Here is a 12432-nt window from a genome sequence, read left to right as displayed (position 1 = left end):
ATGCTTCTCTAATTACCTTACTCCCCAATTATTTTAACGAGCACCCGCTTATCCCGTTTGCCATCAAACTCAAAATAAAAAATCTGCTCCCACTGTCCAAAATCCAGCTTGCCTGCGGTGATGGCCACCACTGTTTCTCTTCCCATAATCGTTCGCTTCAAATGAGCATCAGCATTATCTTCATAACCATTATGCCGATACTGGCTATACGGCTTTTCTGGTGCCAGTTTTTCCAGCCAGTCCTCATAATCCTGATGTAAACCACCCTCATCATCGTTAATAAAAACACTGGCCGTAATATTCATCGCATTGATCAAAATAAGCCCTTCCTTAATTCCACTTTCCGCCAGCGCTTTTTCAACATCTCCGGTAATATTGACCAGTCCTCTTCGTCTGGGTAAATTAAAATGCAACTCTTTGCGATAGGAAATCATTTCTTACTCTCCTTGTTTTTTCTTTATTCTACTACTTTTCATAATAAAATCCAGCAATTTTTCAAAAGATGTTGATGTCATCAAAGTTATAATAATAAAGCCCCAGACCAAGTGGGTTGAAAAATTCTTTTTTATAAAACTGCTAATCCATCATTTTTTCTTTTTCTTCGGCTTGGGCATTGGCAGTTCCTGATAGCTGGCCCGCAGCAATTCGGCCAACCATTCCCGGTCATCCAGCGAATCAATCAAAAACTGTGGCTTGGCACCTGGGTATGGCAGACCTTCTTCAACGGTTGTCAAGTGTTCTTCAATCATGACTCGCCCCGCTTCTGTTTTCTTGAGAAAAAATTGATTATCACAGATCAGTCCGACAATCTTTTCGTCAAGATAGACGCCATATTCACCAAACATTTTTTTGCAGCTGATGTTACCCGCTGCCATTAACTGATCACAGACATAGTCTGCAAATTCCTTGCTGGTTCCCATTATTTCCTCCTTGTGTTTTGTTTATTATCCCTCCGCAATTTCAGCTGGGGGAATTGAAATTTTGCCAGCCTTTTACTCGGTTGATAATACGGATCTGCATGCTTTCCATGACATCCAAAGCGGCCTCATTAAGACGGTCTTCATTGCTGGCGACGCAGCTGGCATCGACAATAATTTCCGCTTCCGGCAGGGCCGCCTTGGCCAGCACGGCATCCGAGATCAGACAAATATTTGACACAACACCGACCAACTCGACCCGGTCATACTGGTTCGCTGACAGAAACTCAGCAAGCTCCATGGATCCGAAAGCAATCTTCTCAATGCAGATATCGGTATCCCGCCGCAGCTGAGCCACCTTTCCATAAAGTTCCCACCCGGCTGTTCCTTTGATACAATGAACCACCGGTAAATTTCTTCCTTCCTGAGTGTTTAAATATTCTGCCGTATGCGTATCATAGGTAAACAGAATTTCATAACCATTAGACCGACATTCCAATATCTTCTGGGCAATTGGATCCTCAAGACGAACCGACTGGGGAAACCCAAGGGCTCCATCGACAAAATCTTGCTGGTAATCAATTACTAACAGGATGTTTCTCATATATTTTACTCTCCTTGTTTTTCTTTATTCTACCACTTTTCATCTTAAAATTCAGCAATTGTGACAAAAGATATTGATGCCCTCAAAGTCACAAGAACAAGATACCATTCGCTAAGAAAGAACTCTAATTTCTGCGGCTTAATATTTCATTTTTATTTGCCGCAATGGTTTCAGTTGGTGTATACTCAGGGTGGATATCGCAAAAATCAGTATCCATTAAAGCAGGTGAAAAGTTATGCCAGAACTGCCAGAAGTCGAAACCGTTCGCCGAACGTTAAAGAATTTTATTATTGGCAAAGAAATCAGGGAAATCCGCGTTCATTACGATAAGATCATCACCGGGGATACCCAAAATTTTGTGGCGTCGTTAACCGGACAAACCATTCGGGATATTGATCGGGTGGGTAAATATCTAATCTTTATTTTGGATCGTGATGCGTTTATTTCTCATTTACGGATGGAAGGCAAGTATCATCTTGTTGATGCTTCAAAACCGCTCAACAAACACGAACATCTTAGCTTCGTCTTTAGTGATGGCACCGAATTACGCTATCAGGACACCCGTAAATTTGGCCGTTTAGAACTGGTGAACAAAGAAACCTATCGTCAGGATTTACCGCTTTGCAAGCTTGGTTCGGAACCCTGGGATGCCGATCCTAAAGCGATCTATGCAAAGATACATAAGAGCAGTCTGCCGATTAAATCCTTGTTACTCGATCAAACCATTATGACTGGAATCGGTAATATCTACGCCAATGAGATCTGTTTTCGAATGAAAATGGATCCCACCACCCCCGGGAGACGGATCAGTAAAAAGCGGACAGCTGAATTAATCGCCGTATCAAAAGAAATCTTGGAGCAGGCCATTGTCCAGGGCGGAACCACGATTCACTCTTTTGATGCCAACGGCATTACCGGGTTGTTTCAGGTGCAGTTACAAGTACATACGCAAAAATTTTGCCCCGTATGCAATGGCGCCATCACCAAGGAAATGGTTCGTGGCCGAGGCACCTATTATTGTCAGGCGTGCCAGAAAAAGAAGGGTTAGCGTCCAAAGATGACGCAGGGGCGTTTCGGATCCCACTTTTCGTATCTTTCCATATTCTTTTGAAATATTTTCTTGTTTTTTTCTGCTACTTTTATTATTAAAATCCCGCGATTTTTAAAAGATGTTTATATCATCAAATTCATAAAAAAAGCCCCGGACAAAAGCCGGGGTAAAAAAACCATAAACTATCTTTATTTTACTCGATACACAAACAAATCTCCATCTTTTACTTTCACAATCCGGTTCATCAAAACCAGATAATCCAGATGGGACAAGGTTTCTCCGGTTGCAAACCATCTTTGCCGAATCGGACATGTTTGCCATGTATTTTCCCGCAGCGACCATTTAAGCTGCGCTGCTATTTCATAGGCATTTTGATAATCCTTCTTTTTGACAACCTCAAAGATGTTCTGGAGCCGGATAACATGATGATTTTTCAGCTGGGTAATCCGTTCATATACATCCATTGTGTTCTTTCGATGCGCCGGCAGGGCCAGCTGAATATCATAGCTTGTTATTTTATCAAGACTGATCAGATAATCTTCCAGCGAATTTCTGACAAACGGCCAACAGGTAATATTGGGACTGATATCAAACAGAACATGATCACCAGTAAACATAATCTTTTCTTTTTTCAAATATAGACAGGTATTTCCCGGTGTATGCCCAGGTGTGGACACCGATTCAAATTCGTAATCGCCGATAAAAAAACTTTCGCCGTCTTTGATCGCTTCTGCCGCAAAAATATCTTTCGGTGCGTAAATCACCACCGGATTTTCTTTCTTTTGGGTCTGAATATCTTCTTCCGGAAAGCCCTCTTCAATGAGACGTCGATTATATTCAGACCAGATCTCACCGTTAAAGATTCGTCCCATATAGCGGTAATCTTCGGCACCCATGATGACCCGGGTCTGATCCGTCCGGATACAGTCGACCAGGCCGGTATGGTCTGCGTGCAGGTGGGTAATATACAAGGTGGCATGATCCATATCGACATTAAGCTCCCGCAGTCCGGCAGTCAGCGCTTCTAAGCATTCTTGTTTTGCAAAGCCGGTGTCCACCACCAGACTTCCGGCATCAGTCTTCATCACATAGCAGTTCAGGTTTTTCAGCGGATTATTCGGCAATGGGATATGGATGTTATAAATCTCAGGTTTTTCACATATTCTTTCTATCATAAATCTCCTTAAAAACATAATAATCAGGTGTTTTTTTAGTCATACCGTTTTCTTTTTGTAGTTCTTTTATTTACTCTTATTATAATATAAAATCGGCAGCTAGGCTATGCAATTAAGACTATTTTGTTTGAATATCAAACCTCTCTACTATAATTTGATACCATAGGAGCCTTAGTAAAAATGGTACTCGCTGCTATTAACCGATCACAGACATAGTCTGCAAATTCCTTGCGGGTTCCCATTGCGTCCGCCCTTATTCTCAGCTACTCGCGTTCTTTCAAAATTTCTACCAGAGAAATCTTTTTCAAGTGCCTGCCGATCATAAAATTAACGATGGCGTAAGCGCTTAAAATAATCGCCACCATAATGAGATAGGATTGGGGTGCCATGGTGGCATTCATCCCGGCCGAAACATTAGATACCATATACGGGTAAATCTTATTAATAATCATTTTGCTGACTGGAATGGCAATAAGGGTCGAGAGCGCAACCGTATAGAAGGTGGTACCCAGGTATAGCTTTTTTATTTCCCGCTCATTATAGCCAAACACCTTGATTAATGAAATGCTGAAGGCTGATTTATCAATCATCATTTTTACTAACAAATACATAACAATCGCAAAGAGCAGTACCGATGCGCCCAGAATGGTAATAACCAACCCATACATCATGGTGAACATTTGTCTGACCGCAGCGACCATTTTATCAACCGTTATGACCGTGGCAATTCTTCCCGCCTCAATATCCAGTTCATGATCAGACATCAGGGTATTATAGTAGTCGTCTTCCTGTCCAAACATCTCGCGCATGTCTTTAATGTCCATGAAAATATAGAGACCGCTTGCAAAACTGACCACTTCTTTAACCCTAAAGTTATAATTCCGATCTGCAAGATTATCAGACAGCGTAATCTCATCCCCCACCTGATAACCAAACTTGTTGGCAACTGAATCAGAAATGATCACCTCATTTTTTTCGCCATCGAGCGAGAAATCAAAATAGGGGTTTTCATCATTAATCCCCTGGATCGTCACGTCCATCTCGCCCCCGGTTAAATAAAGGTCTGCGGTCAACGACTCGGTATAAGCTTTAGTGGCATCATTGGGGGCCGTTTCCATGGGATATTTTAGCAAGTAAAGATAATTATACTCGACGTCGGATGCCACATTATTGACATAATCACTAATACTCCCATAAATACTAAATCCAAAAACCATCAGTAGAATGGCAATAAATAATCCCCAAAACATGGTGATATTTCCCCGGATTTCGCGCAGCAACTGGCGAATCCGATAGCGATTAATAAAACCCATCTCCTTCAGGTCGATGTTTGCCAACTGATGCTGTTTCTTTTCCCGTCTGAGCAGTTTGAGTGGTGCCAGGGATAATTTGCTGTTAATAACAAAATAATTGACCATCAAAGCGATCAGTACTGGTATTAAAACCCCATAAATTAAAAGATATGGTGGAAATACCATCGCATAGCCAGGATAAGAATAATAGGCAACATTTTCTTTAATATTTTCGCCAATCAGCAGAAACCCCAAGCCAGTCCCCAGCATTGCCGATGCGGTGACAACCAACATCGGCAGGATCATAAAATGTCTGAGCAGTTCTTTTTTTACATAGCCCATCGAATGCAATGCCCCGATAACGGCACTTTCCTTATCGATGGTATGAATGACAAACACTGAAATCATATAGGCAATTAAGGTGATAATAATAACTCCGGCAATTAATGCTGAGTTTTTATTAATGGCGGCATCGCTTTTACAGCTTGTAATCCGTTGATTATCATCCGCTTCTAAAAAAGTGATCAGATTGACATATTGATAATCCATATTTTCATTGATAAAATTGGTGACCTGATTTTTAAACTCTCCCATCCCGCTGTTTAACTCGGCAGAGCCATTACTCAGGGTACTGACCCCATTTGCCACGGCCGCGCTGCCTTCATACAGATCAGCTGCTCCTGCTGACAATTCCGCCGACCCTGAATAGGCAGTTTCAACACCATTTGTATAAGCTGTGAGCCCATCTTTAAACGTTTTATAACTATCCAGTTGCGCTTTCATGGTATTAAGCACTATCACCGCATTCGCATCTGAGCCGCCAATGGCTTTGATTAAGCCATCAATCACAGCACTGTAATTATCGCCGGTAATGGTGACTGTCATCCCCATATTTTCAAATTCACTGTTTACCTGAGCAATCATCCCCTGAAAGACATCGTCTGCCGCTTTATTTAAAGTGGCATTGGATTTTGTCAATTCTTCTAAACCTGCGCTTAATTGATCAGTTCCATTTGTCAGGCTGCTTGCTCCATCTGCCAATTCATTACTTCCTTGTTTGAGTGAGCTTGTTCCATTTGCCAGTTTTTGTGTCCCATCTGCCAGATCATTAACACCACCGGATAAGTCATTCTTTCCTTTTTCAATGGTATTGATGATTTCTTGCATATATTTATTGGCGACCTTTGTTTTATCGAAATCCAGATCAACCAATTTTTCTTTAAGTTCTGAAGCGGTCAGGTTCCCGTCCAACTGATAGCTGTAATTATATTCGACATTGATATCTTCTGCTAACAATTGATTAAATTCTGCTTCGGAGACAAATCCGATGCTGAATTGTTTTAAATCCGCCAGCACGTCCGAAACATTTTGGACAACATTGGAATAATCCGGTACTGTTCCGATCCCGGTTACCAGATAGTTTTTCTGATTCACGATCATAGACTGTCCAACCCTTATCCCATGATTTTCGGCATAGTGTTTCTCCAGGACGATTTCACCCCTTTGATCGGCCAGCCGTCCCTCCTCCAGCTCAATGGTATTGATATTGTTGCGATTTTCAAATATCCGCAAGACGGATTTTTCTGCCCCCGTTAAATCCACATAGAAGGCGTCTTCGGTTTTAGCTCCCATCTTTTCAAGTTCCAGCTTCTGATTTTCAGTTAGGGGAACATAAACCGAAAATTCTCCGTCTTCCAGTTGGTTCTTTTCATTATTTGTATCAATGGTATAATTAACCACATCGGTGGAACCAGCCATGCTGACAACCAACCCCAGCGAAAAGATGATTAAAAATGCCAATGCGCCATATCGTACCCAGTTTTCTTTCAGCTCCCGGATGATTCGCCTATTTAAAATCATTGGAAAAACCTACCATTCCAGTTGACTAGCCGGCTTTAATACCTTGTTGGCGTTGTCTTCACTGATTTGACCGTCTTTGATTTTTATGACGCGATGAACCATCTCTTTAATCGCGGTATTATGGGTGACAATGAGCATGGTAGTACCATATTTTTTATTAATTTTCTCAATCAGCATCAGAATCTCCCGGGATGCCTGATAGTCCAGCGCTCCGGTCGGTTCGTCACACAATAGCAACTCGGGATTCTTGATCAGTGCTCTGGCAATCGCACAGCGCTGTTGCTGCCCTCCCGATAATTGGGAGGGAAATTTTTTCTGATGCTCGGTTAATCCCAATATCTCCAGCAGTTCATTAATATCCAGCGGTGTTTTTGTCAGGTATTCACAAACCTGGATATTTTCTTTAACCGTAAGATTTGGAACAAGATTATAAAACTGAAAAATAAAACCCAGCAACTTTCGTCGATATAGTGACAATTCTTTTGGATTCAACTTAGTGATTTCAATGTTACTTATTTTTATGCTACCACTATCGATGCTATCCAACCCTCCGATGGTATTAAGCAATGTCGATTTTCCCGATCCGCTTGGCCCCAATATCGCACAGATTTGGCCCTCTTGAATTCCTGTCGAAATACCTTTGAGTACTTGAACGTAGCTTCCCCCTTCTCCATAACTTTTTTTAATATCATTCACTTCAATAAACATTTTTGCCCCTTTCATATTTTGACTATCATTCACTTATTCTGAAACTTGTTTTGTAGATTAGTTAAAACAATTTGATGTTTGCGCAGCATAACAGCGTTATGTTTAATTTAAAAATAAAATTGAATTCCAGATTCGAATTCAATCTTATTTTTCTTTGTTAACAATTTTATCATCTTACTTTTTTAGTAGCTCCAACCAGCCTCCGGTCAGGTATTTGGCAATGACCTCAGCTTGAATCAAGGCTTCTTCCAAAGTCAATCCATGCGTCAGCAATTGGGCAAAGGAGGACGTCTCCAGATGAGCCAGCCAATGCATGGTGTAGGGTTTGATTCCATTTTCTTTGCCATTTTCAAAAGTTATGTGATCCAGAAATTGCAGCGTATTTTTTTCCATTAAGTCGACCAGTTCATCATAGAAATTCTCATATGCTGAGCCATTAGCTTTGCTGAGAAGTAAAATAAACGCATCTTTATTGGCATACATATAGGTTACAAACTCTCGACCCTGTTGTATCCCATCGGCAATTAATGCCTGTGGCGTCGTTTTTGCATCCACATAAATAGCTTGCTCTTTTTCGGTATGATCGACAATGATCATTTTTATTTCATCAGCAACTTTTTTTACTAATGCTGCAAACAGGTCATTCTTATCTTTAAAAAAGAAATACAAAGCTCCAGTTGTGACCCCTGCTTTTTTGCAAATCTTTCGCATCGAAGCTTTTTCGTAGCCCAATTCAAGAAACTCATCCTTCGCAACTTCTAATAATCGTTCTCGTGTTTCTGTTTCGTTCCCCATTTTGCACCTTTGCTCTAACAATTTTAGATAACAGTGTTATGTTATCATGATAAGCCGCCCATGTCAATCCTTGCGGACTCGAATCAGCGTTTGAACCGGACCACAAGGGAACAAACAGTGAGAAATCCGGGCATAAAAAAGCCCCGGACCAAGCCGGGGTAAAAAAATCATAAAACTATCTTTATTTTGCGCGATACACAAACAAATCGCCACCTTTTACTTTTACAAGCCGGTTCATCTGGACCAGATAATCCGGATAGGACAAGGTTTCACCGGTTGCAAACCATCTTTGCCGAATCGGAGCGGATAGACTATTTAACTTAAAACATACAAAAATATCATTATAAATTAAATTTTGGGGTAATAATAGTTTATAAAATACGAGGAGGACCTGTAATGTCAAATTATGAAACCCCTGAATACTCAGTTGTTGAAAAAGACGGTGAATTTGAGCTTCGAGCCTATAAAAGTTATCTCACTGCTTCTATCGAAGATCTTAAAAGTGAAAACACCAGCGGATTTAATCAAATTTTTGATTATATCAGCGGGAATAATTTCAGGCGAGAAAAAATTGCCATGACTGTCCCGGTGTTCAATGAGCTCGGCACAGGCATATCAGTAACGGCGTTTGTTCTTCCCGGTAAATATGCCAGTGAATCGCCCCCTGAACCTGGTAATTCGAGAATAAAAATTAAAAATATCCCGGAAAAGGTAAGTGCTTCAATTACTTTTTCTGGTTCGGTAAAAAAAGAAAAGCTTGATGAACTTGAAACGAAATTACTCAAATGGGTTGAGGGAAAGAATTTGAAGACGTCTGGCGGTTTCCGTCTGGCCCGTTACAATTCTCCCTTTACCCCTTCATTTTTCAGGCACAACGAACTGTTGATTGATGTCGAAAATAATAGACACGGGTAAAGAAACTGTGCTCAGGATGTATGCCGTGAGTAAATAAATGTCCGGCAGCTGTTCCGCCAGATGATCCAGCAACTCTTTGTTGCGCCTTGCACTATCGATGCCTGAACCTGAGCCAATCAGATCATAATCTTGAACGCTTCCACTGCGATCTCTGATTGGTTCTTTTTTTTACCGCTTCTCTCATTAGCTGATTTCGCTCGCTATATTACTTTGTTTGTTTTTGAAGACATGGAAGACATAGGGACATTTCGTTCGTCATATCCACTTGCACATTTCGAATAAATATCGACAGACTATTTAATTAGCAGTGATACTCTAACTGACGCGGACAGGTTTTTGCAACACATAACAGCCATTTCCAAAATTTTCACAGCATATATCTTTCAACTGCTTCGCAGCTTCCAAACTATGCATATGCATTCCTATCAAATTTATTTTCTGTATTTTTGATTTATAATCAAATTCGCAGCCTTTACTTTCGGATGATGGTAATGCTTCATCCCCATCTCTTCAAAACTGAAATCCCCTAGACGAATCGCGGAGTTTGGACACCACTGAATACATGCAAAACAACTAGTACATCTATCGCCAAATATTGGCTTATCTCTACCCCATTCAATATTGTCCACCGGACAAATACTTTGACATAGATGACATTGTACGCAGTTTTCTGTTACCTTAAAAGCTAATGATTCCGGGCCTTTAAAAAGCAATACCCAAATGAGTTTTAAAACATGGGGCAGCTGCTTCACTAGTGTCAGATTTTCAAAGACAGTTATCTTTTCAACACTTCCAGCGGATAAGGACTCAATGTTTCTCAAGATATGGTTAATTCGATGCTCCGCCGCCAAAAGTCTAGCGTTATTTTCCGTTTCAGTAAATCCGATTGAACCCACCGCATTATGAGGAAATCTAATACCGTATCCTTGAGAAAGAGTTACTTCAGCTTTAGACAACGTTCTTTCAAAATGCCTCAATGCTGAAGATAAGGCGATTCCATAGGTGGCAATCGCAATGATTCTTCTTGCTCTAATTAGCGTTAAATTTCCAATGATTTCTGAAGCAAGCTTTGGCGGTTTAAAGTCATAAACAGGGAAAACAAAAAACAATAAATCCGCTTCAATCGCATCGTCCTTTTTGAGCAAAACTAATGGTAATAATTTTGCATTTAGTGCATCTGAAATTCTTTTTGCCACATAATAAGAGTTCCCGGTTCCTGAAAAATAATAGACCTTACTCGTCGAAACACCCTGGGTTTCTCCGTCTTTAATTGTGTCCATCACTATCCTACCTCCAAATAACTTGTTGTAAACTAACGCTTCGTTAGTGCCATTTCCGTTTTGATATTTCAGCCATATCTTTTTTTCGGTTCTCCGTTTCTGTATAGTCAAAGATTAAATTTCCCCCGTCAGTGATCCACACCTCACCTTCGTTGACCTTTACTGGAAAAGCTGAGATAGGGATATTTATCATTGTCCGATCTTCTTTTTCGCAGACCGCATAAATCCCCTCAATTCGATCGATAATTATTTTTTTGGATGGTGATTCCATAAAAATCTCCTTCATGCTTATTCCTGAAACAACCCAATCGGTATATTGAAAACGGCCAAAATGAAGTCTCGTTAATTGGTTTTCGCATTTTATTAATTCATCTCCACACCGCTTATTGATTTACTTTAAAATTTATTGTTGCACCGTCGCTCGTTGCAATAATGGTCCCGTCAAGATCTGTTCTGAAAATATTGACGCCTTTCTTATTCAATCGATTCAAAACCACATTATGCGGATATCCATAGTCATTATCGATTCCAACTGGAATTACTGCTGTCTTCGGATTTACCGTATCTAAGAAGGCTTGTGAAGTTGACGTATAACTACCATGATGCCCAACTTTCAAAACATCAGCTTCTAAGTTCATCCCCTTCGCTATCATTGCCGATTCATTAATGGCCTCGGCATCACCGGTAAACAGAAAACTATTCTCTCCAAAATCCACTCTGATGACAATCGAATACGTATTTAATTCACTACTATCCCAAGCGACGGGTCCTAAAATTGTACATTCTGCACTACCTAAATCAAATTGTTCGCCAATAACCGGGGCTGAGATTGTTAGATTGTTATCTTGAATCGCTGTCATTACATCTTCAAAACTCTTCGTAGTACCATATACTTCTGGCAGATAAATTTCTTCAATCTCAAAACGATTAATTACATAATCAAGACCACCGATGTGGTCCTCGTGCGGATGAGTTCCAATCACACAATCCAGCTGGGCTACACCTTGATTTGAAAGGTAATTGGCAACCAATTCCGAATCCTCATTATTTCCAGCATCGATTAACATTGCATGGGTGCCCTGCTGTATTAAAATACTATCAGCCTGGCCAACATCAATAAAATGAACTTTTAATTTTCCGATGGCTGGTGGTGGAGCATTTTTATCATAGAATGGCAATGCCGATACCACCGAGGGTGCTCCTGATCCTCTTGGCACAATCTGAATCCTAATAGCTTCCAAACGATAGCCATAACCAGCGGTTCCCGCACTTTCACCATTCTTGGCCCATCCCAGCCAACCAAAATTCTCAGCATGAACTTGATAATAAACATCGAAGTTTGACGCATCTTCACCTGTCAGCTCAATTTGAATTGCTTCCAGTCGATAACTCAATCCTGAAGTACCACTCATTTCGCCATCATTTTTCCAACCGCGATCGGTGCTGCCTTCCCATCCAATGTTCTGAATATGGGTTTGATAGGTAATTCCCAGGTTATATCCACTGGCCTCATTCAGCGCTATTTTTATTCCTTCTAGTCGTAACCCGCGTCCTGACGTTCCGCTTTCTTCACCATTTGAACGCCAACCCACATCTGTATCTGCTTCCCATCCGACATTCTGAATGTGGGTCTGATAGTCTACAATTGGACTAGCCACTGCATTGATCATCATCGGTAGACTCCCTAAGATCAGTATCAGCACACCAAAAAGCAATGCCATCCTTTTAATCCTTTTTCTCATCACTTTACTCCTTCTCGTTTTCTCACTGGCTTAAGTATACGCTTTCAGTTATTTAATTTCAATAATTCAATTTCATTAATTTCAGGCAATTTC

The 12432-nt window shown here is 40.7% G+C and carries 12 protein-coding genes; 2 read left to right on the top strand and 10 right to left on the bottom strand.

Features of this window, described 5'->3' with window-relative positions:
* Positions 1-17 precede the first annotated feature (17 nt).
* The 3 genes from ACEW8F_RS08425 to ACEW8F_RS08415 form a co-directional block, all read right to left on the bottom strand.
* A complete protein-coding gene (locus tag ACEW8F_RS08425) occupies positions 18-434 on the bottom strand; it encodes a secondary thiamine-phosphate synthase enzyme YjbQ (RefSeq protein WP_373483030.1) in 417 nt (138 codons plus the stop codon).
* A gap of 150 nt (positions 435-584) precedes the next feature.
* On the bottom strand, positions 585-920 hold the full coding sequence (locus tag ACEW8F_RS08420) for a TfoX/Sxy family protein (RefSeq protein WP_373483029.1): 336 nt from the start codon (positions 918-920) through the stop codon (positions 585-587).
* Positions 921-960: 40 nt separating this feature from the next.
* A complete protein-coding gene (locus ACEW8F_RS08415) occupies positions 961-1521 on the bottom strand; it encodes a cysteine hydrolase family protein (RefSeq protein WP_373483028.1) in 561 nt (186 codons plus the stop codon).
* Between the two features lie 235 nt (positions 1522-1756).
* Here ACEW8F_RS08415 and mutM point away from each other — a divergent pair, with 235 nt between their 5' ends.
* Positions 1757-2569 (top strand): DNA-formamidopyrimidine glycosylase, encoded by an 813-nt coding sequence (gene mutM, locus ACEW8F_RS08410; RefSeq protein ID WP_373483027.1) that lies wholly within the window; start codon positions 1757-1759, stop codon positions 2567-2569.
* A gap of 191 nt (positions 2570-2760) precedes the next feature.
* Here mutM and ACEW8F_RS08405 read toward each other — a convergent pair whose 3' ends face one another.
* From ACEW8F_RS08405 to ACEW8F_RS08390, 4 genes are all read right to left on the bottom strand, one after another.
* A complete protein-coding gene (locus ACEW8F_RS08405; protein ID WP_373483026.1) occupies positions 2761-3747 on the bottom strand; it encodes an MBL fold metallo-hydrolase in 987 nt (328 codons plus the stop codon).
* Positions 3748-4010: 263 nt separating this feature from the next.
* Positions 4011-6899 carry an FtsX-like permease family protein gene (locus tag ACEW8F_RS08400; protein ID WP_373483025.1) on the bottom strand — a complete coding sequence of 963 codons (2889 nt, stop codon included), beginning with the start codon at positions 6897-6899 and terminating at the stop codon, positions 4011-4013.
* Between the two features lie 9 nt (positions 6900-6908).
* Positions 6909-7607, bottom strand: a complete 699-nt coding sequence (locus tag ACEW8F_RS08395) for an ABC transporter ATP-binding protein (protein ID WP_373483024.1) — start codon at positions 7605-7607, stop codon at positions 6909-6911.
* Between the two features lie 174 nt (positions 7608-7781).
* Positions 7782-8402, bottom strand: a complete 621-nt coding sequence (locus tag ACEW8F_RS08390; protein WP_373483023.1) for a TetR/AcrR family transcriptional regulator — start codon at positions 8400-8402, stop codon at positions 7782-7784.
* A 396-nt stretch (positions 8403-8798) separates the two neighbouring features.
* Here ACEW8F_RS08390 and ACEW8F_RS08385 point away from each other — a divergent pair, with 396 nt between their 5' ends.
* Positions 8799-9317 (top strand): heme-binding protein, encoded by a 519-nt coding sequence (locus tag ACEW8F_RS08385; protein WP_373483022.1) that lies wholly within the window; start codon positions 8799-8801, stop codon positions 9315-9317.
* Between the two features lie 431 nt (positions 9318-9748).
* Here ACEW8F_RS08385 and ACEW8F_RS08380 read toward each other — a convergent pair whose 3' ends face one another.
* From ACEW8F_RS08380 to ACEW8F_RS08370, 3 genes are all read right to left on the bottom strand, one after another.
* Positions 9749-10597 carry an EFR1 family ferrodoxin gene (locus tag ACEW8F_RS08380; protein WP_373483021.1) on the bottom strand — a complete coding sequence of 283 codons (849 nt, stop codon included), beginning with the start codon at positions 10595-10597 and terminating at the stop codon, positions 9749-9751.
* Between the two features lie 43 nt (positions 10598-10640).
* On the bottom strand, positions 10641-10868 hold the full coding sequence (locus tag ACEW8F_RS08375; protein ID WP_373483020.1) for a DUF3006 domain-containing protein: 228 nt from the start codon (positions 10866-10868) through the stop codon (positions 10641-10643).
* Between the two features lie 112 nt (positions 10869-10980).
* A complete protein-coding gene (locus ACEW8F_RS08370; protein WP_373483019.1) occupies positions 10981-12339 on the bottom strand; it encodes an MBL fold metallo-hydrolase in 1359 nt (452 codons plus the stop codon).
* Positions 12340-12432: the final 93 nt, after the last annotated feature.

Source organism: Acetobacterium sp. (assembly GCF_041752335.1).
Lineage (GTDB): Bacteria > Bacillota > Clostridia > Eubacteriales > Eubacteriaceae > Acetobacterium.
This window is presented reverse-complemented; position numbering and strand designations above follow the sequence as displayed.

Bases quoted from the DNA above. Each gene is read 5' to 3' on its own strand.
- ACEW8F_RS08425 (WP_373483030.1), bottom strand. From the start codon at position 434: ATGATTTCCTATCGCAAAGAGTTGCATTTTAATTTACCCAGACGAAGA.
- ACEW8F_RS08420 (WP_373483029.1), bottom strand. From the start codon at position 920: ATGGGAACCAGCAAGGAATTTGCAGACTATGTCTGTGATCAGTTAATG.
- ACEW8F_RS08415 (WP_373483028.1), bottom strand. From the start codon at position 1,521: ATGAGAAACATCCTGTTAGTAATTGATTACCAGCAAGATTTTGTCGAT.
- mutM (WP_373483027.1), top strand. From the start codon at position 1,757: ATGCCAGAACTGCCAGAAGTCGAAACCGTTCGCCGAACGTTAAAGAAT.
- ACEW8F_RS08405 (WP_373483026.1), bottom strand. From the start codon at position 3,747: ATGATAGAAAGAATATGTGAAAAACCTGAGATTTATAACATCCATATC.
- ACEW8F_RS08400 (WP_373483025.1), bottom strand. From the start codon at position 6,899: ATGATTTTAAATAGGCGAATCATCCGGGAGCTGAAAGAAAACTGGGTA.
- ACEW8F_RS08395 (WP_373483024.1), bottom strand. From the start codon at position 7,607: ATGTTTATTGAAGTGAATGATATTAAAAAAAGTTATGGAGAAGGGGGA.
- ACEW8F_RS08390 (WP_373483023.1), bottom strand. From the start codon at position 8,402: ATGGGGAACGAAACAGAAACACGAGAACGATTATTAGAAGTTGCGAAG.
- ACEW8F_RS08385 (WP_373483022.1), top strand. From the start codon at position 8,799: ATGTCAAATTATGAAACCCCTGAATACTCAGTTGTTGAAAAAGACGGT.
- ACEW8F_RS08380 (WP_373483021.1), bottom strand. From the start codon at position 10,597: ATGGACACAATTAAAGACGGAGAAACCCAGGGTGTTTCGACGAGTAAG.
- ACEW8F_RS08375 (WP_373483020.1), bottom strand. From the start codon at position 10,868: ATGGAATCACCATCCAAAAAAATAATTATCGATCGAATTGAGGGGATT.
- ACEW8F_RS08370 (WP_373483019.1), bottom strand. From the start codon at position 12,339: ATGAGAAAAAGGATTAAAAGGATGGCATTGCTTTTTGGTGTGCTGATA.